The organism is Haloactinospora alba (genome assembly GCF_006717075.1).
Taxonomy (GTDB): domain Bacteria; phylum Actinomycetota; class Actinomycetes; order Streptosporangiales; family Streptosporangiaceae; genus Haloactinospora; species Haloactinospora alba.
Genome location: NZ_VFQC01000001.1, coordinates 2,416,967 through 2,441,830, shown reverse-complemented (window position 1 = coordinate 2,441,830; position 24,864 = coordinate 2,416,967). Strand labels below are relative to the sequence as shown.

The 24,864-nt window shown below is 70.3% G+C and carries 22 protein-coding genes; 12 read left to right on the top strand and 10 right to left on the bottom strand.

Translation table 11 applies throughout. The annotated features are described in order from the left end of the window. Positions 1 to 26: 26 nt before the first annotated feature. Positions 27 to 371, bottom strand: a complete 345-nt coding sequence (locus FHX37_RS10975; RefSeq protein ID WP_394344491.1) for a tetratricopeptide repeat protein — start codon at positions 369 to 371, stop codon at positions 27 to 29. Positions 372 to 510: 139 nt separating this feature from the next. Further along, complete coding sequence (locus FHX37_RS10970) at positions 511 to 2,979, bottom strand: DNA gyrase/topoisomerase IV subunit A (RefSeq protein ID WP_141923806.1); 2,469 nt, start codon at positions 2,977 to 2,979, stop codon at positions 511 to 513. A gap of 376 nt (positions 2,980 to 3,355) precedes the next feature. On the opposite strand from FHX37_RS10970, the gene mbhE reads away from it, so the two are divergent. The 7 genes from mbhE to mnhG all read left to right on the top strand — a co-directional run bounded on the left by mbhE (position 3,356) and on the right by mnhG (position 9,557). Then, the gene (gene mbhE / locus FHX37_RS10965; protein WP_141923805.1) at positions 3,356 to 5,722 is read left to right on the top strand and encodes a hydrogen gas-evolving membrane-bound hydrogenase subunit E; all 2,367 of its coding nucleotides are present in this window, start codon (positions 3,356 to 3,358) and stop codon (positions 5,720 to 5,722) included. Continuing rightward, complete coding sequence (locus tag FHX37_RS10960) at positions 5,719 to 6,276, top strand: MnhB domain-containing protein (protein WP_141923804.1); 558 nt, start codon at positions 5,719 to 5,721, stop codon at positions 6,274 to 6,276. The genes mbhE and FHX37_RS10960 overlap by 4 nt, the downstream gene beginning before the upstream one ends. Then, entirely contained in the window at positions 6,273 to 6,647 is a 375-nt protein-coding gene (locus tag FHX37_RS10955) for a sodium:proton antiporter (RefSeq protein WP_141923803.1), read from the top strand. The genes FHX37_RS10960 and FHX37_RS10955 overlap by 4 nt, the downstream gene beginning before the upstream one ends. Next, entirely contained in the window at positions 6,644 to 8,170 is a 1,527-nt protein-coding gene (locus FHX37_RS10950; protein ID WP_141923802.1) for a Na+/H+ antiporter subunit D, read from the top strand. The genes FHX37_RS10955 and FHX37_RS10950 overlap by 4 nt, the downstream gene beginning before the upstream one ends. Positions 8,171 to 8,249: 79 nt before the next feature. Then, the gene (locus tag FHX37_RS10945) at positions 8,250 to 8,948 is read left to right on the top strand and encodes a Na+/H+ antiporter subunit E (RefSeq protein WP_141923801.1); all 699 of its coding nucleotides are present in this window, start codon (positions 8,250 to 8,252) and stop codon (positions 8,946 to 8,948) included. Beyond that, positions 8,945 to 9,223 (top strand): monovalent cation/H+ antiporter complex subunit F, encoded by a 279-nt coding sequence (locus FHX37_RS10940; RefSeq protein WP_141923800.1) that lies wholly within the window; start codon positions 8,945 to 8,947, stop codon positions 9,221 to 9,223. The genes FHX37_RS10945 and FHX37_RS10940 overlap by 4 nt, the downstream gene beginning before the upstream one ends. Beyond that, entirely contained in the window at positions 9,210 to 9,557 is a 348-nt protein-coding gene (mnhG, locus tag FHX37_RS10935; RefSeq protein WP_141923799.1) for a monovalent cation/H(+) antiporter subunit G, read from the top strand. Before FHX37_RS10940 ends, mnhG begins: the two co-directional genes overlap by 14 nt. Before the next feature lie 67 nt (positions 9,558 to 9,624). Here mnhG and FHX37_RS10930 read toward each other — a convergent pair whose 3' ends face one another. From FHX37_RS10930 to FHX37_RS10920, 3 genes are all read right to left on the bottom strand, one after another. Then, entirely contained in the window at positions 9,625 to 9,990 is a 366-nt protein-coding gene (locus FHX37_RS10930; RefSeq protein WP_141923798.1) for a hypothetical protein, read from the bottom strand. Positions 9,991 to 10,180: 190 nt separating this feature from the next. Next, positions 10,181 to 10,651, bottom strand: coding sequence for a nucleoside deaminase (locus FHX37_RS10925; protein WP_141923797.1), 471 nt, complete (start codon positions 10,649 to 10,651; stop codon positions 10,181 to 10,183). 48 nt (positions 10,652 to 10,699) lie between these two features. Continuing rightward, positions 10,700 to 11,602, bottom strand: a complete 903-nt coding sequence (locus tag FHX37_RS10920) for a carbohydrate kinase family protein (protein ID WP_211351805.1) — start codon at positions 11,600 to 11,602, stop codon at positions 10,700 to 10,702. A 179-nt stretch (positions 11,603 to 11,781) separates the two neighbouring features. Between FHX37_RS10920 and FHX37_RS10915 the strand changes: the two genes are divergently transcribed. From FHX37_RS10915 to FHX37_RS10895, 5 genes are all read left to right on the top strand, one after another. Next, complete coding sequence (locus tag FHX37_RS10915; RefSeq protein ID WP_141923796.1) at positions 11,782 to 14,514, top strand: bifunctional acetate--CoA ligase family protein/GNAT family N-acetyltransferase; 2,733 nt, start codon at positions 11,782 to 11,784, stop codon at positions 14,512 to 14,514. Between the two features lie 304 nt (positions 14,515 to 14,818). Further along, positions 14,819 to 15,412: a DUF5998 family protein gene (locus FHX37_RS10910; RefSeq protein ID WP_141923795.1), complete on the top strand. Its 594-nt coding sequence runs from the start codon at positions 14,819 to 14,821 to the stop codon at positions 15,410 to 15,412. Positions 15,413 to 15,414: 2 nt separating this feature from the next. Further along, positions 15,415 to 16,569, top strand: a complete 1,155-nt coding sequence (locus FHX37_RS10905; protein WP_141923794.1) for an alkaline phosphatase family protein — start codon at positions 15,415 to 15,417, stop codon at positions 16,567 to 16,569. A gap of 89 nt (positions 16,570 to 16,658) precedes the next feature. Next, on the top strand, positions 16,659 to 17,447 hold the full coding sequence (locus tag FHX37_RS10900; protein ID WP_141923793.1) for an enoyl-CoA hydratase-related protein: 789 nt from the start codon (positions 16,659 to 16,661) through the stop codon (positions 17,445 to 17,447). A gap of 8 nt (positions 17,448 to 17,455) precedes the next feature. After that, positions 17,456 to 18,109, top strand: coding sequence for an MBL fold metallo-hydrolase (locus FHX37_RS10895; RefSeq protein ID WP_141923792.1), 654 nt, complete (start codon positions 17,456 to 17,458; stop codon positions 18,107 to 18,109). 109 nt (positions 18,110 to 18,218) lie between these two features. On the opposite strand, the gene FHX37_RS10890 is transcribed toward FHX37_RS10895, so the two are convergent. The 5 genes from FHX37_RS10890 to FHX37_RS10870 all read right to left on the bottom strand — a co-directional run bounded on the left by FHX37_RS10890 (position 18,219) and on the right by FHX37_RS10870 (position 24,833). Next, positions 18,219 to 18,650 (bottom strand): DUF5709 domain-containing protein, encoded by a 432-nt coding sequence (locus tag FHX37_RS10890; protein WP_211351804.1) that lies wholly within the window; start codon positions 18,648 to 18,650, stop codon positions 18,219 to 18,221. Positions 18,651 to 18,679: 29 nt separating this feature from the next. Continuing rightward, a complete protein-coding gene (locus FHX37_RS10885) occupies positions 18,680 to 20,194 on the bottom strand; it encodes a sodium:solute symporter (protein ID WP_141923791.1) in 1,515 nt (504 codons plus the stop codon). A 29-nt stretch (positions 20,195 to 20,223) separates the two neighbouring features. Beyond that, complete coding sequence (locus tag FHX37_RS10880) at positions 20,224 to 21,399, bottom strand: anhydro-N-acetylmuramic acid kinase (protein WP_141923790.1); 1,176 nt, start codon at positions 21,397 to 21,399, stop codon at positions 20,224 to 20,226. Between the two features lie 333 nt (positions 21,400 to 21,732). Continuing rightward, on the bottom strand, positions 21,733 to 22,143 hold the full coding sequence (locus FHX37_RS10875; protein WP_141923789.1) for a DUF2203 domain-containing protein: 411 nt from the start codon (positions 22,141 to 22,143) through the stop codon (positions 21,733 to 21,735). A 146-nt stretch (positions 22,144 to 22,289) separates the two neighbouring features. Further along, complete coding sequence (locus FHX37_RS10870) at positions 22,290 to 24,833, bottom strand: CHAT domain-containing protein (protein WP_141923788.1); 2,544 nt, start codon at positions 24,831 to 24,833, stop codon at positions 22,290 to 22,292. Between the last annotated feature and the right edge of the window lie 31 nt (positions 24,834 to 24,864).

Here is a 24,864-nt window from a genome sequence, read left to right as displayed (position 1 = left end):
CGGTAGGTTAGTCGTACCGGCCGCGCCTAATCGAGGGAGCCTCCGGACATGGCTGCGTGCATCCTCCGGTGCGGGGCGGCCTCGGAGTCGCGGCTCTGCCGTTCCAATGACCGGGCGAGTGCGATGTGGGCCCAACTGTCGCACGGGTCGAGTTCGACGATCCGGCGGAATGTCTGCTCCGCCCTGGTCAGCTGGGCCGAGTGGAAATAGGCGCGCCCCAGCAGTTCCAGGATCGAACGGCTCCACGGTTCCCGTTCCGCCACGGGAGCGAGGATGTTGGCCGCCTCGATCGGATCGCCGAGTTCGAAGCAGTGGCGGGCGAGGGTGAACGCGTTGAACGTTGTTTCCGGTGCCGCGTCGGTCAAGGACACACCCTCCCTTCGGTGCCTGCGTCCGCGGGGTACAACAGCGGTGCTGTGGGTGGCATTCCCGGATGCGGAGTGCCCCGGGAAAGCGCGACCGCCGTCGGGAGCGCGCCCGGCGAGGGGCCGCCACCGTGTGCTCCGGAGCCTATGCTTCGGCCGGAGCGTGCTGCCCGCTGCCGACGGCGGCGACAGCGCGCGGCAGCGCCTCTCCGGAGCCGTCCCGGCGGCTGTCGGTGTCGGGCAGCCGGATAGGACCGCCGTCAGCGCGGCTGGCGCGTGCCGGGGCACGGCCGGCCCATCCGAGCAGGAGCATGTCCTCTCCCTTGAGGAAGCGGTGGCAGCGCACCCCGCCCGTGGCGCGGCCCTTGGCGGGGTAGGCGTCGAACGGGGTGACCTTCGCCGCCCCTGTCTGGGTGTCGGGCAGGGCCGTGGAATCCCCGGCGACCGTCACCAGGACCGAGTCCTCCGGCTGGGCGACGCCGCCGAACCACACGGCATGCGCGTCCTCGGCCAGCTTTATGCCGGTGACTCCGGACGCCGCGCGACCCTGCGCGCGGACCGACTCCGCGGAGAAACGCAGCAGCCGGGCGTCGGACGTGACGAACACGAGCTCCTCCGAACCGCTGCTGAGCTGGACGGCGCCGATCACCCGGTCCGCCTCCCTGAGGTTGATGATCTCGAAGTCGTCCTTGTTCTGCGGATAGTCCGCCGCGATCCGTTTCACCACACCCGAGCGGGTTCCGACGGCGAGGTCGGGCGGGTCGCTACCGAGCGACACGAGCGACACGACCTCCTCCCCCTCGGTGAGTTCGGCGAAGTCGCTGACGGGGACACCGGACGCCAAGGGGGGAGCCTCCGTCCCCTGGTCCGGCAGTTCCGGTAGTTCCAGCACCGGCACCCGGATCACCCGGCCGAGGCTGGTCACCAGCCCGACGTCGGAACGGGAGCTCGTGGGGACCGAGGCGGCCGTCGCGTCGTGCCGCGTACGCAGACCCTCGAACATGTGGGGTGCGGTCTCCGTTCTGCTGCGTCCCACCATCCCGCTGGTGCTCAGCAGCGCGTGGCACGGTTCGTCCCCCAGCTCCAGCGGTACGGCGGCGCTGCGGGTGACGCCCGAGCTCTCCATCAGGAGGGTGCGCCGGGGAGTGGTGTACTCCCTGGCGATCTCGCCCATCTCCTCGGCGACGAGGGAACGCAGCCTGGTTTCGGACTCCAGGATGGCGGTGAGTTCCGCGATCTCGGAGTTCAGGCGGTCGCGCTCGTTCTCCAGCTCCTGCCGGTCGTACTTGGTGAGCCGGCGCAGCGGGGTCTCCAGGATGTAGCGGGCCTGGGTGTCGGACAGGTCGAACGTGACCATCAGCCGCCGCCGTGCCTGGGCGGAGTCCTCCGAGTCGCGGATCAGCGCGATGACCTCGTCTATGCTGGTCAGCGCGGTGATGAGTCCGGCCACCAGGTGCAGGCGTTCCTCGCGCTTCCCGCGGCGGAACTCGCAACGCCGCCGCACGACGTCCAGACGGTGGTCCACGTACACCTGGAGCAGTTCACGCAGCCCCATCGTCTGCGGCTGGCCGTCGACGAGGGCCACGTTGTTGATGCCGAAGGACTCCTCCATCGGCGTGAGCCGGTAGAGCTCCTCCAGCACCGCCTCCGGGTTGAAACCGTTCTTCAGCTCGATGACCAGCCGCAGCCCCTGCGAGCGGTCGGTGAGGTCCTTCAGGTCCGCGATACCCTGCAGCTTCTTGGACTGCACCAGGTCCTTGATGCGGCTGATGACCTTCTCCGGGCCGACACTGTGCGGCAGTTCGGTGACGATCAGCCCCGTGCGGCGCGGTGAGACCTTCTCGATGGAGACGGTGGCGCGGGTGCGGAAGGAGCCGCGCCCGCTGCGGTAGGCCTCCCGGACACCGTCGAGGCCGACGATGGTTCCACCGGTCGGCAGGTCAGGGCCGGGAACGAACTCCATGAGCTCGTCCAGCCCGGCCTCGGGGTTGGTGACGAGGTGCCGGGCCGCGGCGATGACCTCCCCGAGGTTGTGCGGAGCCATGTTCGTCGCCATGCCCACCGCGATCCCGGAGGCGCCGTTCACCAGCAGGTTGGGGAACGCGGCGGGAAGAACCTCGGGTTCGGTCTCCTGGCCGTCGTAGTTGGCCTGGAAGTCGACGACGTTCTCGTCGATGGAGTCCACGAGCAGCTGCGAGGCGCGGTCGAGCCGGGCCTCGGTGTACCGCATCGCGGCCGGGGCGTCGTCGCCGCCCAGGGACCCGAAGTTCCCGTGCCCGTCCACGAGCGGGACCCGCATGGCGAAGCCCTGGCTCATGCGCACCAGAGCGTCGTAGATCGGGCTGTCGCCGTGCGGGTGGAGCTTACCCATCACCTCGCCGACGACACGGGCGGACTTGACGTGGGCCCGGTCGGGGCGCAGCCCCATCTGGTTCATCTGGTAGAGGATGCGCCTCTGGACGGGTTTCATCCCGTCGCGGGCGTCGGGGAGTGCCCGCTGGTAGATCACCGAGTAGGCGTACTCCAGGAAACTGCTACGCATCTCCTCGGAGACGTCGATATCGACGATCTTGTCAGCGAGTTCTTCGGTTGGTTCGGACGTAGTACTGGCCATGGTGGCAATTCTGGCCCGGTTCGCACGTCAGTGCGAATCAGGCCCCGCCGTCGGAAGATGGGAGGGCTGGACAGTGGGGCGGGAGGGACGGGAGTTCCGGGTGGTTGCCGCGCCGGCGGCGCCGGGCGCCACGTGTGCCAGCGCACCGTGAGATAGGGCACGCCGCCAGCGGGAACACGCGGAACTCGGCCGGCGGAGAGGGAAGCGTATTTCCTGGTGACAGTGGCTGTTACGGAAAGTGTCCACTGTGTGGCGCGGGAAAAACGGGACAGATGATACACCCGATCGCGTCGTAGTCAAGGTAACGAGTGGGACACGGGCTAACCTTAGGGAACCAAGCGCACGTACTGGCCGCTGACAGACATCCATGGGTCCCATGCCGCTGCTCCTGATCCTCCTCCTGCACCTCGCTGTCGCCGTTCTTCTGCCGAGCCTGGTGCGTGCCCATGGATCCCGCGCCTTCTACGCGGCGAGCCTGCCGCCGGCCGCCGCCGCGGTGTGGGTGCTTTCCCACGCCCCCGGCATCCTCGCGGGCAGCCCGGTGGAGGCCTCCTTCGCCTGGGTGCCCGCCCTGGGCATCGAGATCGCCTTCCGGATCGACGCTCTCGCACTGACCATGACGCTCCTGGTGAGCGGAGTCGGCGCTGTCATCTTCTGCTACAGCGCCAGCTACTTCCGTTCCGGTGCGGTGGCGCTCGGCCGACTGTGCGCCGTACTGCTGCTGTTCGCGGGGGCGATGCTGGGCGTCGTCACCACGGACAACCTCTTCGTCCTGTTCGTTTTCTGGGAACTGACCTCGGTCACCTCCTTCCTGCTGATCGGGAACGAGGACCGGAACGTGGGAGCGCGCCGCGCCGCCGTCCAGGCGCTGATAGTCACGTCCGGGTCGGGCCTGCTCATGCTCGTCGGCTTCGTGCTGCTGGGCGAAATCGGCGGCACGTACCGCATCTCCGAGCTGGTGAGCGCTCCCCCCACCGGCGATCCCTGGCTTCCGGTGGCCGTGGTGCTCGTCCTGGCCGGGGCGTTCGCCAAGTCCGCGCAGGTGCCGTTGCACTTCTGGCTACCGGGGGCGATGGTCGCCCCGACCCCGGTGAGTGCCTACCTCCACGCCGCGGCGATGGTGAAGGGCGGGGTCTACCTGGTGGCGCGCCTGGCCCCGGGGTTCGCCGACGTGGAACCGTGGCGCGTCCTGGTCATCACCATCGGGCTGGCCACCATGCTTCTGGGCGGGTGGAGAGCGCTGCGCCAGAGCGACCTGAAACTGCTCCTCGCCCACGGGACCGTGAGCCAGCTCGGTTTTCTCACCCTGCTGGCCGGGACGGGGTCCCGGCTGGCAGCCATCGCCGCGGTCGGCGCCCTTCTCGCGCACGGTTTCTTCAAGGGGGCGCTCTTCCTCACGGTGGGGGTCATCGACAAGCAGACCGGAACCCGCACCATCGGGGAACTCGCCGGGCTCGGGCGGAGGATGCCCCTCCTGGCGGCGGGAGCGGCCGCGGCCGCGGCGTCGATGGCGGGGGTGCCGCCGATGCTGGGGTTCGTCGGCAAGGAGGCGGCGCTGGAAGCGTTCGTCCCCGGGCACACCCCGCAACTTCCCGGGTGGGCCTCCGTCGCGGTTCTCCTCGGGATAGCGGGCGCTTCCGTGCTGACGTTCGGTTACAGTGCGCGGTTCCTCTGGGGGGCGTTCGCGGGGGAGGCCCGGGACGGCGACCGCGCCCCCGAGGCCCCGTCCCGGGGGTTCGTCCTGCCACCGTTGCTACTGGCCGCGGCGGGGATCGTGTGCGGCGTGTCTCCCGCGCTGCTGGCCGACCCCCTCGCGCAGGGGTACGCCTCCGGGTTCCGCGAGGGGAGCTACCACCTGGCCCTGTGGCACGGGGCGACGCCCGCGCTGGGTATATCCGCCCTCATCATCGCCGGCGGGGCGGTGCTGTTCTGGAAACGTCGGGCCGTGGCGCGCGCGCAGCGGGCGATGGCGGTGAGTGCGAACGCCGAGGTCTCCTACCACATGTTCACCCACGCGGTGTACACGTTCGCGCTGGGGGTCACCCGGCGTGCGCAGAGCGGTTCGCTGCCGGTCTACCTCGGCATAATCCTGGCGACGCTGCTCGCGCTCCCCGGAGTACGGCTGGTGGTGGCCCTGGTGAACGGTGACGTGGACCTTCCGGAGCCGGGCCAGGGCCTGCGGCTGTGGGACAGCCCGCTGGAGGGCCTCGTCGCGGTCGTCATCGCCGTCACGGCCGTGGCCACGGTACGCGAGCACCGGCGTTTCCCCGCCCTCATCCTGCTCAGCGCGACAGGGTTCGCGCTCACCGGACTGTTCGTGCTGCACGGCGCCCCCGACCTCGCCCTGACCCTGCTGCTCGTGGAGACGCTGACCACGATCATCCTGGTCTTCGTGCTGCGCCGGCTGCCCGCGACGTTCAGCACCCGCCCCAACGGCTGGATGAAACGCCTCACCGTGCTGCTGTGCGCTGCGGTGGGAACGCTCATCGCGGCCCTACTGTGGCTGATGACCGCGGCGCGTACCGACCCTCCCGTGTCCCGGGGGCTCGCCGAACAGGCGAAGGAGGCCGGAGGCCACAACCTCGTGAACATGATCCTCGCGGAGTTCCGGGCGTTGGACACGTTCGGGGAGGTCATCGTGCTGGCCACCGCTGCGGTGGCCGTCTCCTCCCTGGTGCTGCTCAACCGGCGCAACCGGGTGGTGGAGGAAGAACCCGACGAGACCGAGGAGGAACACGCGTGACCCCTGGGACCGACGGCTCGCCTCCCGAAGGGTGGGAGGCGCCGCGCGAACGTTGGCTGAGTACCGCCGTCCGTCCGGCGTTCGGCCCGCGCTCGGTACTTCTGGAGGTCGTGGCGCGACTGCTGATCCCGGCCATCCTGACCTTCTCCGTCTTCCTCCTGGTATCCGGACACGACCGCCCCGGCGGAGGGTTCGCCGGCGGGCTGGTCGCCAGCATGGCCTATGTGCTGCGTTACCTCGCCGGCGGCCGGCACGAGTTGGCCGCGGGCGTGCCGATGCGTCCGAACGGGTTCCTGGCGCTGGGGATGTTCCTGGCGTGCTGCGCCGCGGGGATCCCGCTGCTGTTCGGTCAGCCCGTGCTGGACATGCCCGCGGCCACGGTTTCCCTCCCGCTGTTCGGTGACGTGAAGTTCGCCGGTTACCTCGTGTTCGAAACGGGGGTGTTCCTCATCGTCGTGGGTCTCGTGCTGTCCGTGGTCGCCGCGCTGGGGGCGCGGATGGAAGCCGAAGAGAGCGAAGCCAGACTCTGGCGCGGAAGGAGGGCGCGGCCATGAGCGCACCCGGACTCGTCCTCGTCGCCACTGTCGCCGTGCTGTACTCCAGCGGGTTCTACCTGCTGCTCCAACGGTCGTTGATGCGCGTCGTGTTCGGCATCATCGTGCTCGGACACGCGGCGAACCTCTCCCTGATGCTCACCGACAGGGCGATCACACTGCCTCCGATCCTGACCGGTAAGGAGGGCGCGATCTCGGACCCGTTGCCCCAGGCCATGGCGCTGACCGCCATCGTCATCACCTTCGGTGTGACGACGTTCCTGCTCGCGCTCGCCTACCGGGTGTGGCTGGGGGACGACAACGACGAGGTTCCCGACGACGTGGAGGACCGCCGTATCGGGCGGCTGAGCGAGCCGGAGGACTCCTCGTGAACCTGCTGCTCGCCGCGCCGTTCATCGTGCCGCTTCTCGGAGCGGCAGCGACCCTGCTTCTGCGCCGCACACCACGCTCGCAACAGACCGTCAGCGTGCTCGCGGTGTCGGCTGTCATCGCCGCCGCCGCGGCGCTGCTTGTCGTCACCGCGGACGGGACGGTGCTCGCCGGCCAGGCCGGCGGGTGGAGCGCCCCGTTGGGCATCACCCTGGTGGCCGACCCGTTGTCCGCGCTGCTGCTGACCGTTTCGGCCGTGGTGCTGCTCATCGTGCTGCTGTACGCGATCGGACAGGACGTCGGCGGTCTCAGCCGGGCCATCCCCCAGGTGTTCCACCCCGTCTACCTGGTTCTCACCGCCGGGGTGTGTCTCAGCTTCCTGGCCGGGGATCTGTTCAACCTGTTCGTCGGGTTCGAGGTCATGCTCACGGCGAGCTACACCCTGATCACCCAGGCACCCACCCGGGAGCGAGTGCGGGCCGGGATGATCTACACGGTGGTCAGCCTGACCTCCTCCATCCTGTTCCTCACCGGGATCGCGCTGGTCTACGGGCTCACCGGGACGGTCAACCTGGCCGACATAGCCCAGAAACTGGGCGGTGCCCCGGCCGAGCTCCGCACGGTGCTCGCGCTGCTGTTCCTGGTCGTGTTCGGGATCAAGTCCGCCCTGGTGCCCATGCACTTCTGGCTGCCGGACAGTTACCCCGTCGCGCTCACCCGCATCTCCGCGATCTTCGCGGCGCTGCTGACCAAGGTCGCGGTCTATGCCATCATCCGGACCCAGACCCTGCTGTTCGGCAGGGACGACATCTCCACCGTGCTGCTGGTCCTGGCCATCGCCACCATGCTCGTGGGCATCCTGGGAGCGTTGGTGCAGGACGACATCAACCGGGTGCTGTCGTTCGCGCTGGTCAGCCACATCGGTTTCATGATCTTCGGTCTTGGCGTGGGAACCGTGGCCGGTATCGCCGGGGCGGTGATCTACCTGGTCCACCACATCGTCGTCCAGGCAACACTCTTCCTCGTCAACGGCCTGATACGGCAGCACGTGGGGCACACCTCACTGAGCGCCATCCGGGGGATGAACGCGGTGTCGCCCAAGCTCGCGCTGTTCTTCTTCCTGCCCGCCATGAGCCTCGCGGGGCTGCCCCCCATGTCGGGCTTCATCGCCAAGGTGGCGCTGTTCGAGGCCGGTGTCGCCGCTGGTGACTGGCTGGCGCTGGTGGGCGTGGCGGCGGGCGTCGTCACCAGCCTGCTCACGTTGCTCGCCATATTCCGGGTATGGACCCGCGCCTTCTGGGGCGAACCGATGCCGGACATGGTGGAGGCCCGCAGCCAACTCCGGCAGGGCGCCAACCGCCGGGGGCTGCGGTTCATGACAGCGACGACGGGGGTGATGGTCGGCATCGGTCTCCTGGTGGCCGCCGTGAGCGGACCGTTGTCCGAGGTGGCCTTCACCGCCGCGCGCGACCTGGTGGAACGGCAACCCTACATCGAGGCGGTCCTCGGTACGGGGACCCAGTGACGGGGGCGTCGCGCTCCGCCCGCCGAGGGCCGCGGCGCAGTCGGCGTGGAGAGCCCGCATCCCGGGGAAGGAGGATGGTATGCCCACTGGGCAAGACGGCGACAGTCCGGGAGCCCGGCACGTGACGAGTGACGCGGCGCCCGCGGGCCGGACCTGGGCGCGGCGGATGCTCGGCCGGCTGCCCACCGTGCTCTGGCTGACGGTGATGTGGGGGCTGCTGTGGGGCGACTTCTCCCCGGGCACGGTGATCGCCGGTGCCGTGGTCGCGTCGGGGTGCTACGCCGTGGCGAAACTACCCCACATCCCCGTCAAGCTGAGGTTCAGCCCGGTGCCCGCGCTGCGCCTGGCCGCCTACATCGCGTTCGACCTGGTCGCTTCCAGCGTGCACGTGGCGGTACACGTGCTGTGGCGGCCGAGCCGGGTGCGCGGAGCGATCGTGGCGGTACCGATGCGCACCGACTCCGACCTGCTGCTGGCGATGGTGAGCGGCGGTCTCTCCCTCATCACCGGCAGCCTGGTGATCGAGCTCAACCGGGACCGGGGGGTGGTCTACGTGCACGGGATACCGATCCACTCCCCGCAGTCGGTCGGCAGACTACGCCGACAGATCCAGCGCACGGAGGAGCAGTTCGTCCGCGCGTTCGGCACTCCGGACGACATAGCGCAGTTCGAGGCGGCCGAGCGGGAGTTCGCGGCGCTTCCCGACACGTCGGACCCCAACACCGGCGGAACAACGCAAGGACCCACCGACACCCCGGACGGGAGGGGGGAACAGTGAGCATCCTGGACCATGTCTACACCGCGACCTTCGTCATGCTCTCCCTCGCCGCACTGTTCACCGTGCTGCGCCTCGTGCGCGGACCGACGGTGCTGGACCGGATCGTGTGCCTGAACGCGGTGTCGGTGCTGGTGGTCAGTTTCATCGCGGTGGAGGCGGCAGTGCGGGCGGACACCGCCTATTTCGGGCTGCTCGTCACGATCGCGCTGCTGGGCTTCGTGGGAACCCTGACGGCGGCACGGTTCGCAGAGAGGAGGGCGCATGACCGCGGCTGACTGGGTCACCGCCGTACTGCTGCCGGTGGGCGCGCTGTTCACGCTCGTCGGAACCATCGGTCTGGTCCGGTTCCCGACCCTCCTCACCCGGATGCACGCCGCTACCAAACCCGACACGGTCGGTCTGGCGCTGATCCTGTTGGGCACGGCGTTCCAGGTCTCCGGTCCGCGTGCCGCCGCGCCGCTGATTCTCGTCGTCCTGTTCCAGTTCGTCACCGTCCCCGTGCTCGCACAGACGCTGGGCCGGGTGGCGTACAGCCGAGGGGAGGCGAACCCCGAGTACCTCGTCGTGGACGAGCTCGCTGAGGGGGTGCGCGAGGCGGACCGGGACTGACCCTGTCCGAGGGGCCGTCGGTCCCTGCCGCGTCCCACTCACGGGACGCTCGGGGAGACGGGATCCCCTACGGCGGATGGCGGCGCATGTCGTCCACGACACGCTGCAGTCCGGGCTCCCGGTACGTCGCGACGAACCGCAGCACGAGGTCGGAGTCGCACCGGTTACCGGACAGGATCTTCGTGATGGCGGCGCACTGCAACGTGACCCAGTCCAGCCGGCTCAGGACACTGGTGGGAAGCAGGTCGTACAGGTGCAGCGGTTGCCCGTCCGGCTCCAGGGGGGAACCCCCCGACACGGCCGCGTGTCCCTCCGCCCACTCCCGCCATGCCGTGTCGAACGAGCCGCCCGGTGACAGGTCGGTGATATCGACGCCCATCAGCGCTATCCAGCGGAGTGTGATGTGCTGCCGGTTCCCTTGCAGAAGTAGCATTTTCCGGAACCGTCCGGGCTGATACCGGAACCGTTGCAACGCGGGCAGGTACGCGCCATCGTGCTGTCACCTCCGGGGAAACGACGGGTGGCCGGAATTCTAGACGCTGCGCGCGAGTCTGCGCTGGGGGTTCGGCGAAATCACCCGCGGGTTTCCCGGGTACGGCCGTGGCGGGGCCCGGCCGGGAGGGCTACCAGTACCCTTCGTGCGCCGCGGCCGCCTCCTCGTAGAGGGCCGGCCCCTCGGACAGGATAGGACGGTCCGCACGGGCGAAGACCTCGGCGGAGGCGAGGTCGAGCGTCGGAACGCTTCCCCGCTGGAGGGCGGTCACCTGGGCGCAGCTCAGGGCGTAGACCAGGCGTCCCAACCCTGACCACACCATGGCACCCGAACACATGGCGCAGTTCTCGCAGCTCGTGTACATCGTCGTGTGCGCCGCCTGTTCTGGCGGAAGCGCGCGCGCCGCCCACACCGCGAGCTTGAACTCCGGATGCGCGGAGATGTCGGAGTCGGTGCTCGAGGTGTTGGTCCTCTCCGCCAGGATGGTCCCGTCCGGTCCCACCAGCAGGGAGCCGAACGGGGGGTTCCCCTCGGCACGCGCTGTGTGGCTCAACGCGATCGCGCGTCGCAGGAAGTCCAGGTCGGTGTCGTTGACTGCCATGGTGGTGCCTCTGCAGCGGGAGCGGGGCCGGTGGAGCGGGCCGCGGTGTCAGGCCTCTCCCAGGTCGGGGCGCGCTCCGGGCTGTTGCAGCGCCCGGGCGAAGAGCCGCTGGCCCATGGAGAGCGCGTCCTTGGGATGCTGGCCCGCCAGCCACGGTGGCAGGAAGCCGGCGATGAACGCGTCCCACGCGCCGATGGCGTCCGGGACCGGCTCCACCGGCTCGGTGGGCACGCTGACCGTGTCGTCCCGCGTTCGCGAGGCCCACAACGCGCCGTTCTCGCCGTCGTGCACCACCACGTTGGGGAACCGGGAGGTCAGCTCCGCGGCCGCGGCCTCCGCGTCCTCCTTGCCGGTCAGGACCCGCGCCAGCGCGGTGGTGGCGAACAGCAGGCGAGCGTGCTCCGTCCACTCCAGGAAGTGCTGCGCGCCCACCCGTTCGAGCGGGGCGTGCGAGCCGCCGTCGACCGAGATCGTCATCCCCTTCTCCCGTGCCATGCGCAGCGCTGTCCGTCCGGCCTCACGGGAGGACTCGTTGAGCAGGGTGAACCCGGAGAGGTGCAGGTGGGCGTCCGCGGTGAAAGCGTCGCGGGGGAGGTCCTCGGGCTGCAGCCGGGCGTTGGCACCGGGGTCGCTCAGCATCGTCCGGTCACCCCGGTGGGTGATCATCACGACACAGGTGCCGGTGGCGCGTTCCGGGTCCATGACGAGCCGGGAGTCGATGCCGTAGCCCATGAGCTCCATCTCCCGGGTGCGTCCGGTGATGTCCGAGCCGCGGCGGCCGACGAACGTCGTGTCGGTACCGTCGATAGCCAGCCACGCGGCCACGTTGGCGCCGGAACCGCCGCCGTAGGTGAGCACCGAGGCCGGGGTGTCGCTTCCGCGCGCCAGCGCGTAGAAAGCCCGCGCGATGGAGTCGGTCATGAGGTCGCCGATCACGACCACGTGTGTCATTCGCGTCCCCTAACACCTTGCCGACCGGAAGACCGGATTGTGCCGATTCCCACTGAAAGCGAAGCCTTATCGGGCTAGACGTTAACAGGTCGAAGCTGGCAGGCGAGTAACGAAGTCGCAGAGTTTGTTCTTTCCGATGGCCCTCGGCGATCGCCGTGATGTCGTTTAGAGTCAAGAGCGTGCAGCCATACCCGAACCACTGGGAAGCAGACGTCGTCCTCACCGACGGGGGCACCGCCCATCTCCGCCCGATCACACCCGACGACGCCGACATGCTGCGGGCGTTCCACGAACGCCTGTCACAGGAGACGATCTACTACCGCTTCTTCGCGCCCTATCCGAAACTGTCCACACGTGATGTCGAACGGTTCACCACAGTGGACTACGAGGACCGGGTGGGGCTGATCGCGACCATCTCCGGGGTCATGGTCGCCGTCGTCCGCTACGACAAGATCGGTGCGGACGAGGCCGAGGTGGCGTTCGTCGTGGAGGACGCCCACCAGGGGCGCGGTCTCGCCTCCGTCCTGTTGGAGCACATCGGTGCGGCGGCCCGCGAACGCGGGGTGCGCAGGTTCATCGCCGACGTGCTCCCGGAGAACCGGCGCATGATCAACGTGTTCCGGGAGGCGGGCTACACCGCCCAGCAGACCTTCGACGAGGGTGTCATCCGCCTCACCCTGGACCTGGAACCGACCGAGACGTCCACAGAGGTCATGCGCGCCCGGGAGCAGCGGGCGGAGTCGCGTTCCATCGCCCGGCTCCTGTTCCCCGAGTCGGTGGCCGTCATCGGGGCGAGCCGTACCGCGCACACGATCGGCCAGACCGCGCTGCGCAACCTGCTGGCCGGTGATTTCCAGGGCCCGGTGTTCCCCGTGCACCCGGAGGCGAACGCGGTCGCGGGGGTGCGTGCCTACCCGAGCGTGCTGGACATCCCGGACCGGGTCGACCTCGCGGTCGTGGCCGTCCCCGCCGAGATGGTCGCCGGTGTCGTGGCCGAATGCGCGAGTAAGGGTGTGCACGGGCTCGTGGTGCTCACCGCGGGCTTCGGGGAGGCCGGCCCCGAGGGCCGCGGCCGCCAGGACGAACTGGTGCGCACCGCCCGTGCCGCGGGCATGCGCGTGGTGGGTCCCAACTGCCTGGGAATCGTCAACACCGATCCGGTCACCTCGCTGAACAGCACCCTGTCCCCGCACGTGCCGCCGCGTGGTCCGATCGGATTCTTCTCCCAGTCCGGAGCGCTGGGGCGGGCCATCCTGCAGCGGGTGTCCGAACGGGGGATGGGGCTGTCCACGTTCGTGTCCGCGGGCAACCGGGCAGACGTGTCCGGTAACGACCTGATCCAGTACTGGCAGGAGGACCCCTCCACCGAGGTCGTCCTGCAGTATCTGGAGTCCCTGGGAAACCCCCGGAAGTTCACCCGGCTCGCCCGCCGTCTGGCCCAGCACAAGCCGGTGGTGGCGGTGCGCAGCGGAGGGTCGTCGGAGGGGGTTCCCACCGGTCACGCCGCCGACACGCTCGCGCTTCCCGACTACGCCGTCACCTCGCTGTTCCAGCAGGCCGGTGTGGTGCGGGTGGACGACATCACGCAGATGTTCGACGTCGCCCAGCTGTTCGCCTACCAGCCGCTGCCGGCCGGGCCGCGCGTGGGAATCCTCGGCAACTCGGACTCGCTGGGGCTCCTGGTGAAGGACGCCTGCGTGCGCTCCGGGCTGAAACCCCACGAGCCGGTCGACCTCGGACCGAACGCCACCGCCGAGGGGTTCGACGCCGCGCTGACCTCAGCGCTGGACGACGACTCCGTGCACTCCGTGGTGGTCGTGTTCATCCCGGCACTGACCCCGATCTCCGACGACGTCGCCGAGGTCATGCGGTCCAAGGCGGCGACCTCCGACAAGCCCATCCTCACCAGTTACCTGGGCTACCAGGGGATGCCCGAGGAACTGCGACGCGTCAACGAGAGCGGGGAGACGCTGCGCGGCTCGGTTCCCTCCTACCCCGCCCCGGAGGACGCGGTGCGCGCGCTGTCGCGCGCCACCCACTATTCCCTGTGGCGTGAACGCGACGCCGGCAGGCACCCGGAGCTCCCCGGGATCGACGGGGCCCGCGCGCGCGAGGTCATCGGCCGTACCCTCGCCTCGACCGGAGGCGGAGAGTCCGGTAGCCACGTGTGGTTCACCAGCGAACCGGTAAGCAGCGAGGCCACCTCGATTCCCGCGTCCGCGGCCCGGGAACTGCTCGACTGCTACGGCATAACCGTGTGTCCGGACACACCGGTCTCCTCCGAGGAGGAGGCCGTCACGGCAGCGGACGAGCTGGGCTACCCCGTGGTGGTCAAGGCCAACGCTCCGGACCTGCGGCTGCGTGCCGGAGGAACCGGAATCCGCGCCGACCTGCGTTCCCCCGAGGAGGTGCGCAGCGCCTACGCCGCGCTGTACGAGCGGCTCGGGGACGAGGCCATGCTCGTGGTGCAGCCGATGGTTTCCCCCGGGGTGCCGACGGTGGTGCGAGCGGGAGAGAACCCCTCGTTCGGGTCGGTGGTCGGGTTCGGCCTCGCCGACGCCACGGCGGAACTGCTCGACGACCGCGCTTTCCGGCTCGCCCCGCTGACCGACGTGGACGCCGCCGGCCTCGTGCACGCCGTCCGTTCCTCACCGTTGCTGTTCGGACTCCCCGCGGGTGCCACCTCCCTGGCCGACCAGCCCAACGTCGCCGCGTTGGAGGAGCTGCTCATCCGGCTGTCCCGCCTGGTGGACGCGTTCCCGGAGGTGGCGCACGTGGAGCTCGACCCGGTCATGGTGAACGCTTCCGGGGCCTACGTGCTGGGGCACCGCGTGTGGCTGGACGAGGCCGCCGACGTGCGCCCGGACGCGGGCCCCCGCCGCCTGCGGGGGGTGGCCTCCGAGCATGGCTAGCGCGGCCGGGGTCTGTTCGGTGGATGCTGTCCGTGGCGAGCGGCGCGTCCACCGGACAGACCCTAGGCCGGTTCGGGCTGGGGCTCGGGCTCGGGTTCGGGAGGCTCCGGCGGGGACGGAGAGGGTTCGGGCGGTAGCGGCTCCGGTTCCGGCATGGGCGGCCCCGGGGGCGGCGGTGTCGGTACTGGAGGCACGGTCATGCCGACGCCTTACCCGGTTTGTGCTGTTCTTACCCATATCGTCTCCGTGTGGGGGAAACGATTCGTGGATGCGACCTGTCAGCGGAACAAGGCAGGATGGAGTCATGAGGAAAACGCGCGCCGTGTCTACTGATTGGCGCTTGGAAATCGAGCGCAGCGGGTATTACCCAGCGCTGGTGATCGACGCTGTGGCAACCGCCCTCGGAAGCGAGACCGCCGAGGCGTCCGTCGTCCACCACGAGGCCACGTTCGACCCAGCGATGGAAATGCGGCGGCACATCACCGTCATGCTGCTCACCGCCACGCGGCTCATCGTGTGCCACACGGACGAACACCCCCCGGCCGAGGCCGGAGGGCGCCCACACGCGTCGACCACGACCGACGCCATCCAGACCGGCAACATCCAGTCCGTCGCACTGACCCGAGTGGTATCCGACCCGGCGAACTACGTGCCCGGGACACTGCCGGACGAGGTCGTCCTCAGCGTCAGTCTCAACGTCAGTTGGGGAGCGCTGGCCCACATCGACCTCGAACCCGCGTCGTGCGCCGACGAGTCGTGCGACCTCGACCACGGCTACACGGGAGCGATCACCGCCGAACCACTGACCCTGCGGGTGAGTCAGACCGCCGACGGCTCGGAGTCCGTGTCCAACATGGTGAACTTCGCCAACGTGCTGGCCGAAGCCACTACGGCCTGACCATGGACGCCGCGTTCGAAGTCCCCCGGTACGGCCGGGCGTCGCTGGCTGACCTCCTGCCCTCGGTGGTGTCGTCGCTCGGCGCGGTTGAGGAGCCCAATCCGCTGGGGCTTCCCCCGGTCCGTCGGGCCTGTGTGCTACTGGTCGACGGTATGGGGTGGGAGGCGCTGGCGTCGCGCCGCGGGCACGCTCCGTTCCTGGCGTCGCTGGCGGACGGCGCCAGCCCCATCACGGCCGGGTTTCCCAGCACCACAGCCACCAGTCTCACGACGCTGGGAACGGGGGCCGCGCCGGGACAGCACGGTGTCGTCGGGCTCCAGGTCGCGATCCCGGGGAGTGACCGGGTACTGCACCAGCTGCGCTGGAACGGGGACATCGACCCGGAAACGTGGCAGCCGCGGCGCACCGTGTACGAACGGGCGGAGACGGCGGGTATCGCCACCTCCTACATCGCCGCGGGAAGTTACGAGGGAAGCGGGCTGACCCTGGCCTCCACGCGGGGAAGCCGCTACGTGGCGGCCGACAGCGTCACCGAACTCGCGGTGCAGGCCGGGGCGGTTCTCTCCTCCGCTGACCGGTGCCTCGCCGTTGTCTACCATTCCGACCTGGACACCTACGGCCACATGTTCGGTGTGGACTCCTCCCACTGGCGGCTGCACCTGGGCCAGGTGGACCGGCTCGCCGAACAGCTCGCCAACGCGCTGCCCCCCGACGCCGCGCTGTACATCACGGCCGACCACGGGATGGTGGACACGAACGCCGGGAGCCGCGTCGACGTCGAGTCCCCACCGGAGCTGTCCGCGGGAGTGCGCGTGCTCGCCGGCGAGGCCCGCGCCCGCCACGTGTACACCCGCCCGGGCGCCCAGGAGGACGTGCTCGCGGCGTGGCGGCAGGAGCTCGCCGCCCGCGCGGACGTCGTCAGCCGTGAGCAGGCGATCTCGGCGGGACTGTTCGGGCCGGTCTCGGAGGAGCTGCGCCCCCGGATCGGCGACGTGCTCGCCCTGGCCCGTGGTGACACGGCGCTCGTCGCCCCACGCTCGGAACGCGTGGAGAGCTCCCTCGTGGGGCAGCACGGGTCGCTGACTCCCGACGAACTGCGCGTCCCGCTGCTGAGCGTCAGTACCGCGTCCGGCGGGGCTGGGGCGGCGGTCCGTTGAGACGCGGGGTGGGGGGAGCGGGTCCGGTGGTTCCGTCCCCACCCGCGTACGGTGGCAGACGAACACGGTCGGATGGGAGCAGCAGAGACATGGCGGAGACGACAGGCGAGTTGGTCCGATGGGAGGTCGACCGGGGAATAGCCACTCTCACCCTGGATTCGCCGGGCAACCGCAACGCGTTGTCGGCCCGGTTGCGCGCCGAGCTTTCCCGGGGACTGGCGGCGGCCATGGCCGACGACGGGGTGCGCGGGGTGGTCCTGACCGCGTCCGGGTCGGTGTTCTGCGCTGGTGCCGACCTGAAGGAGATCGCGGCCGAGCGCGCGGGGCACCCACCGGCTCCCGCCGACGCCCCCGGGATGCCGGAACTGTTCTCCGCGGTCATGGACGCTCCCAAACCGGTGGTCGCCAGGGTGAACGGTCCGGCGCGCGCCGGCGGCATCGGCCTGGTCGCGGCCGCCGACATCGCCGTGGCCACCACGGAGGCCACGTTCGCCTTCACCGAGGTCCGGATCGGAGTCGTCCCCGCGATAATCTCGGTTCCGGTCGCGGCCCGGATGCACCACCGCTGGATGAGCCGCTACTTCCTGACGGGGGAGACGTTCGACGCGGCCGCTGCTGTGGACAGTGGGTTGCTGACCCGCGCCGTACCTCCGGAGGAGCTGGACGCCGCCACCGAGAGCGTTCTGGACGGTCTGCGCCAGGGTGCCCCCCGGGCACTGGCGCGCACGAAGGAGCTGTTGGGGGCGGGCCACGCCTCCGAACGGGAGGCGGCGTTCGCCGAGATGGGAGAGCTGTCCGCGGAGTTCTTCGACAGTGCGGATGCCGCCGAGGGGCGTTCCGCGTTCCGCGAGAAACGTCAGCCTAACTGGGTGTTGTAATGGGAGATGTGACCTACTCCGGAGATACGCGGGTCGGTGGACCCGCCGACACACGTGACCTGTCCGAGTTGACGATCAGCAAACTCGCCGTGGGGCCGATGGACAACAACGCCTACCTGCTGCGCTGCAAACGCAGCGGGGAAGCGGTCCTCATCGACGCCGCGAACGAGGCCGACCGCCTGTTGGAACTCATCGGCGGCACGGGGCTGGCGAGGGCGATCACCACGCACCGGCACCAGGACCACTGGCAAGCCCTGGCCGAGGTCGTGGGAGTGACCGGGGCGCGGACCGTGGCCCACCCCGACGACAGCTCCGAACTTCCGGTGTCCGTGGACGATCCGGTGGAGCACGGTGAGCGGGTTCCGGTCGGGGAGAGCGAGCTGGGGGTGATCCACCTGCGCGGCCACACCCCGGGGTCGATCGCGTTGCGCTACGACGGCCCGGACGGGCGCACGCACCTCTTCACCGGGGACAGCCTGTTCCCGGGAGGTGTCGGGAAAACCTTCTCGACGGAGGCGTTCACGTCACTGATCGACGACGTGGAGGGGCGCGTCTTCGCCGAGCTGGGCGACGACACCTGGGTGTACCCGGGCCACGGGAAGGACACCACGCTGGGCGCCGAGCGCCCGCACCTGGCCGAGTGGCGTGCCCGCGGCTGGTGAGCCCCCCACAGCGAACCAACCGTCCGGACGGTGACCGCGTTGGTGGAGCCTGCGGCCGCGCCGTCAGACTCCACCACCCTCGCCCCGGCCGCGGCCGTGGAAGGGGTCCTCACCGCCGCCCGCGTTCGTGGCGCTCGTGGACCGCCTGCTCCTCGGGAGTGTGAGCTCCGCGGTCCTCTCCCGCGTCCTCGGCGATGAGCGTGTCCTCCTCGTCGCGGCGCACTCCCTCGTCCTCCGCGACGAGGCGCATCCCCTCCTCCTGGTCGTCGGGGCTTTGCGGTGTCCGCTCCTCCTCCACGCGTGCCGCGCTGCCGCGTGCTCCCCGGGTGTCCGGCTGGTCCCGGGAGAGGGCGGTGTCCAGGGGCTCCCCGGCCTCCCGCTCCGTGCCGGCGGAGCCGAACTCCGACATGGCACTCGGCCGGTCGCCCGGGAGCGTCTGGTCCTCGGTGCTGTCCTCCTGGGCCGGTAGTCCGGCTTCCTCCCAGTCCGCGGCTTCCTCGTTGACCGGGTCGCCGTGTCCGTCCGGGTTCCTCTCCGTCATGTCCGTTCCGCTAACCACGGCCGGCGAGGCTATGCGTGGTCCTGTGCCTCCTCCGTGCTGTGGGGGTCGGGAGCGCGGGCGGCGTCGGCCCCCGGGGCGCCGTCCCGGTGCCGCCGGGACAGGAGGTAGCCGACCACGAGCACGATGGCCAGACCGATACCCGTGTACCACGTGAACTCCACCACCTCGGGCTGGAAGACGAACAGCCACACCGTCGTGACCACGGCTGCGGTGAACGCGATGACGGCGTCGAGCTGGCGCGCCCTGCGGACCCACAGCCCGAGGAAGAACGCCCCGAGCAGCCCGCCGTAGGTGAGTCCCGCGACGGACAGCCCCAACTCGATGACGGGGTTGTCGGTGCCGGTGAACAGGGCGCCGGCACCGATGAACACGAGCCCCCAGCCGAGCGTGAAGATCCTGCCGAGCCTGAGCCCCTGGGCCTCGGAGAGGGACCGGCGGGTGAACTTCTGGTAGAGGTCGGCCATGGTGGAGGAGGACAGGGCGGACAGGGAGGAGGACAGCGTGCTCATGGCCGAGGCCATCATCCCGGCGAGGAGCAGGCCGGACAGTCCGGCGGGCAGTCCCTCGATGATGTAGGTCGGGAAGATCTCGTCGTTCTGGTCGAGACCGAGTTGTTCGATCGAGGCGCCCTCGTAGTAGCTGAACAGCGCCAGTCCCACGGTGAGGAACAGGGCGAACTGGAAGAACACCACGACGGCGCTGCCGATGACGGCTTTCTGCGCGTCCCGCAGGCTCCGGCAGCCGAGCAGCCGCTGGACGACGATCTGGTCCGCGCCGTGCGAGGCGGTCGACAGCAGTGCTCCCGCGACCAGCGCGGTGACCGTGGCGTAGGGGGCCGCGAACGGGTTGGAGGTGAGGTCCAGGAACCGGGTCTTGCCCTCCTCCGCCGCGACGCTGAGGAAGTTCACGTCGAGACTGCTGGTGATGAACCCCAGCGCGATGACGGCTCCGGCCGCGTACAGGGCCATCTGCAGCACGTCCACCCACACGACGGCCCTGATGCCGCCGATGAAGGTGTAGAGGATCGTGACGACACCGAGGCCGGCGATGATCGTGAAGTAGGACATCTCCAGGCCGTAGGAGTCCAGGATGACCTTCATCGGGATGGCGGCGGCGAAGAGCCGCACCCCGTCGGCGAGTAGCCGGGTGAACAGGAACGCCACCGAGGCCGTGCTCTGCATGCCGCGGCCGAAACGCAGGCCGAAGTACGCGTAGGCGGTCGCCATCTCGCCGTTGTAGTACCGGGGTAGCAGGACGAACGCGACGATGATCCGTCCGATCAGGTAGCCGATGGCTAACTGGAGGAAGGTGATGTCGCCGATGTAGGCGACCGCGGGGACACTGATCACGGTCAGCGCGCTGGTCTCCGTCGCCACGACGGAGAGGCACACGGCCCACCACGGCAGCTGCCTGCTGCCGAGGAAGTAGTCCCTGACGTTGTGCTGCTTGCCGGAGAGACGCAGCCCCACCCACGCGGAACACAGCAGGTAGGCGGCGATGACGACGAGATCGAGTGGTTGCACTGGGGCCTCCAGGGGGTCGCGGGACGCGGTCAGTGTCGGGCGTCGTCGATACGCATCCGTGTCGGGAACGTGGGGTGGGGAGCGGGAAGCCGCAGTGGTGCGGTTCCGGGAGTGATGCTTCCCGCTACCGGTGCTCGTCGGGCTCCGGTGCAACCGGGCAGGGAACCGCTGAGGCCGTTCCAGGTGAGGAACCCGAGAAGCGCGAACAGGTACGCCTCTTTCGCGTCGCTGTCCAGACCGATGTCGTCCGTCGGGATGAGACGGGCGGGGCGCAGCCTGTCGGCGAGGCGGCGCATCAGAACCGGGTTGCGGGTTCCCCCACCGGAGGCGAGTACCTCACCCACCCCGTGGGGACGGAGCGCGTCCGCCACGGTCACCGCGGTGAGTTCGGTGAGGGTGGCCATGAGGTCGGCGGCGGTGATGTCGCTTCCGCCGATCGCGTCCGCGAGGTATCCCGCGTGGAAACGCTCCTTTCCGGTGGTCTTCGGGGGAGCGCGCTGGTAGTACGGGTCCGACAGCAGGTGGCGCAGCACGTGGTCGGCGACGTTTCCGGAGGCGGCCCACCGCCCACCGGTGTCGGCGTGCTCCCGCCCGTCGGTCACGCGGCTGGCGGCAGCGTCCAACAGCGCGTTGCCGGGGCCGGTGTCGAAGGCGGTCTCAGGCGCGTCCCCGCGTGCGACGGTCACGTTGGCGATACCGCCGAGGTTCAGCGCCGCCGCCGGCGCCGGGCGGTCGTGGAGCAGGAGGACGTCGAGGACGGAGGCCAGGGGCGCCCCCTGGCCTCCCGCGGCCACGTCGGCGGCGCGGAGGTCCGCCACAACGGGTAGTCCGGTCCGTTCGGAGATCCAGGCGGGCTGTCCGAGTTGCAGGGAACCCGCGGTGCGCCCCTCCTCCACCCAGTGGAAGAGGGTCTGGCCGTGGGAGGCGACGAGTTCGGCCGTGTCGCCGGTGAGCTCCGCTGCTCCGCGCGCCGCTGCGGCAGCGAACTCCTGTCCGGCCAGGGTGTCGATGCGGCACACGGTCTCCATCGTCGTGGGGGCCGGCGGCAGCGCCTCCCCGATGGTCCGGCGGAGGTGGGGGGAGTACGGCACGGTGCGGTGGCCGAGCGGGGTCATACGCAGCAGATCGCCGGTGAGCTCCAGGTCGGCGGCCGCGACATCGATACCGTCGATCGACGTTCCCGAGGAAAGGCCGATGACGCGCACGCGTTTCTCCCCTCAGTCGGGCGCTCGTGTCCCGCACCGGACCCGCGGCGGGAGGTGCCCCTCCAATGCTGCACCGCTCGGGTCCGCGGGTGCACTCGGCTCACCGTTAGCAAACCGACCTGATGCGGGCACACCCCTGTTTCCCGGAGAGATACGTACTCGTGCTGCGCTGTTGCCGTTCGCGGAGTGGCGCCTCGTACGACCGGAACGCGCCCGGGGGCGGAACCGGATCCCGCCCCCGGGGCCCGGTCCCGCCGTGTGACGCGGGTCCGGGTGCCGGGGGCGCGTTCGCTGGATGGGGTGCGGAGGCGGAACCTCCGCGGTCGCGTCGGGTCAGGAAGCCTCGGGTGGGAGAGGGCGGCGGCCGAGGAAACCGAGGTCGCTCCGGTGGTACCAGCCCAGCTCGGTCTCGTCCTCCAACCAGCACAACCGCACCGACACACCGTCCAGTGACGCCGGGAAATCGATGAGAAGCGGTGCTATCCCCTTCACCTCGATCCCCTTGTCCGTGAACCAGGTCTGCAGTTCGCTGAACCGCGCTTCCATGGCCTTGAGCTCGGCGACCCCGCCCAGCGCGGAACCGCCGACCCCGCGGACCTCGGCGGCGAGTTCGGCCATGTCCGCCCGCAGGGAGACGAGGTCCGCCGCGTTGCTGCGTACCTCGGGCATGAGCGCACGCGCCTCCGCCACCGTGAAAACGTGTGCCTCGCCCGCCTCGTGCGAACGGGTTGTGTCATCCTCCATGTGTGTACGCTATCGCGCCCGCGCCGAGGCTGCTGTGCCTCGCCCCGGGGAGGTGACGCACCCCGCGGCGCCCGGACCGCTCCGTGCCGGGGCAACGCCCTACGGCGGCGGGGAGCGCGCTGTCACGCGTTCGCCGCGGTGGCGCTCTACGCTCCGGCGCCGAAGCAGACGAACCCGGCGTCCGCCAGATGGTCGGCGACCGCGCGGCTCGGTGTCGCCCCCGCGTGGATGGCACCGTGCATGCGGGTCATCGCGGGGGTGATGTCGTGGTCGCGCACCGGAAGGACCCCGGCGACGACGGTCGCCGAGCCCAGCGCCAGGAGGGCCGAACTCAATCCGAGTGGGCTCCCGGTGTCGGAGGGGACCGACCGTCCGAGCCAGCAGGACGACAGCACGCACAGATTGGGAACGCGGGGGAGCCGTTCCAGGTCGTAGGCGAAGACGGGCCCGTCCGCCATGGACAGCCCGGACAGCATGGGAGCGGACGCGGGGGTCCAGCCGTGCGCCGCCACGTGCGCCACGTCGGCGCCGCCGAGCTCTTCCAGCAGTGTCCTCACCGTGGCGTCCTTCCCGGTAAGGACGCGTGCGCCGGGGTAGAGCCGACGCAGACTCCGGACCTCCGTCTCGCCGCCGCCGATCCCCGCCCCGGCGGCGAGCAGCGCCGTGCCGCGTGCGCCTCGGCAGTGGTCGAGGCTCTCCAGCCAGGACCGTCCGGACGGTACGACGGTGATGTCGCGGCCGCGCAGCGACGGGAGGAGTCCCCACGGAAGCGACTGCGCGTACGCTGCCGGGGCGATGACCAGCGGACGGTCGCCGACGGCTGCGGCGACGGGACGGAGAAGGGCGTGTTCCACCCGTTGCGCCGCGCGGGTGAGGTCCCGCTGGGCAGCTCCGCCAGGGAAGACGGCGTTGAACCGCGCGGCGCTCACCAGCTTCGCCACCGCGTCCTCGATCTCTCCCCGGGGCGCGAGTTCGTGGATGCCGCTCCGGCCGTTGGAGAACGTGAACGCCACGGGTGCGCCGCCGACATGGGCGTAACACAGGAACACCCGGTCCCGTAGGTGGCGGCGGAACTCCTGCGGCAGGGGTGCCACCGTTCGCGGAGGAGCGGAGGGTCGTGCGCATCCGCTGTGCCACTGCGCGATCCCCAGCCGGGCGGTCGTGCTGCGCAACTGTTCCGGGGCTGTGCCTTCCCCGTCGTCGGCCCTGGTGTACTCGGAACGGCACCGCTCCAGCAGCCCGCCCCATTCCCGGTCCCGGCACGGGGACGGGCGGATCCCGGGCGTGCGGCTGTGCTCGACCCATTCCAGTGCGGCGGCAGCGTCCCCGTCGGCCATCGCTATCTCCGCGCCGGCGCTGGCGATCTCCTGGCTGTGCGTGCGGGTCTGGGCGATCGCTTCCACGTGGTGGACGGCGACGGCCGGCTGCCCGTCCGCCGGCCGCCGCAGGAGCTCGCTTCGGGCCCGTTCGTGCTCGCCGAGGGCGAGAGCACCGAGCGCGTCGGTGTGCCGCTGGTTGGGGACAGCCACGGAGAGCGGACCCAACGGGGTAGTCGGCACGCAACGGGCGAGCGCGGCCGACGCCGCCCCCGTGCGGACGTCCGGAACCGAGGAGTGCGGCCGGGCACGGGAACGCGGCCGTGGAGCCTTACGGTTGTTGCGTATTCCGGTGCCGCGCGCTGCCTCCTCCGCGACCGGCCCGAGAGCGTGGCTGTGACTGGTCCCGTTGCGGGCCGCCCATTCCAGGAGAGCGCCGAGCCGTGCCCACATGGAGTCGGAGGGGAACCAGCGGCGCACACGCTGCGCGTGGCGGCCCGCCTCCTCAGAGGCGCCCCGAGCGAGGTGGATCTTGGCGCGCAGCAGGGAGAAGGCGGTGAGGTCGGAGGTGGAGGCTCCCCGCGGTGGGAGGAGGCGCTGCACCTCGGTGAGGGCGTGTTCGGCCTGGCCCGTCATGCCGGCGGTGAGGAGCGCGTCCGTGCGGTCCAGCCACAACGCGGCCTGCCTCGCTGCGGGAACCAGAGGAGCGGCCTCGGCGAAGAGGGAGAGGGCGCCGGGAACGTCGCCGTTCCGGACCGCGAGGCACCCCAGGTTCTGCACGGTGACGCCGTGCAGGTAGGTCAGCGTGCGCTCCTCCGCTATGGAGCGGGCCCGTTCCAGGTCGTGGCGGGCTTCCCCGAAACGCTCCGAGTACATCAGGGCGAGGCCGCGGTTGCTGAGGAGCCCGCACAGCAGCTGTTCGTCCGCACCGGCCATCTCGCCCAGGGCGGTGTCGAAACCGGCCAACGCGGAACCGAACCGTCCGCGCTGGGCGGCGGCGACCCCGAGGTGCAGCGGAACGAGGGCGCGTGCCGAGGAAACGGCGGTACTCATACGTCCCAGGGAGGTTCCCGCCATACCGCTCGTGCCGTGCCGCATGGCCATGGAACCCAACCGGGAGGCCCGCGCGTGGGCTGCTGTGTCGGGTACGCCGGCCCGGGAGGCGACAGCGGCCGCCTGGTACAGCAGGCGGTGGGCGGTGTCGGACTCCCCGAGCTCCCGCCGCGCCATTCCCAGCAGCCACAACGCTGTGGCTCGTGGGCGGGGGGAGGGGTCCTCCGCGAGTGTCTGTTCCGCCCGCCGGCGGGCGACGTCCGGGCTTTGCGCGATGAGGGTGCGGGAGAGGGAGATTCCGTCGGCACGGGAAACCGTCACGAGACAGCGCCTTTCGAGAGCTACCGGAACT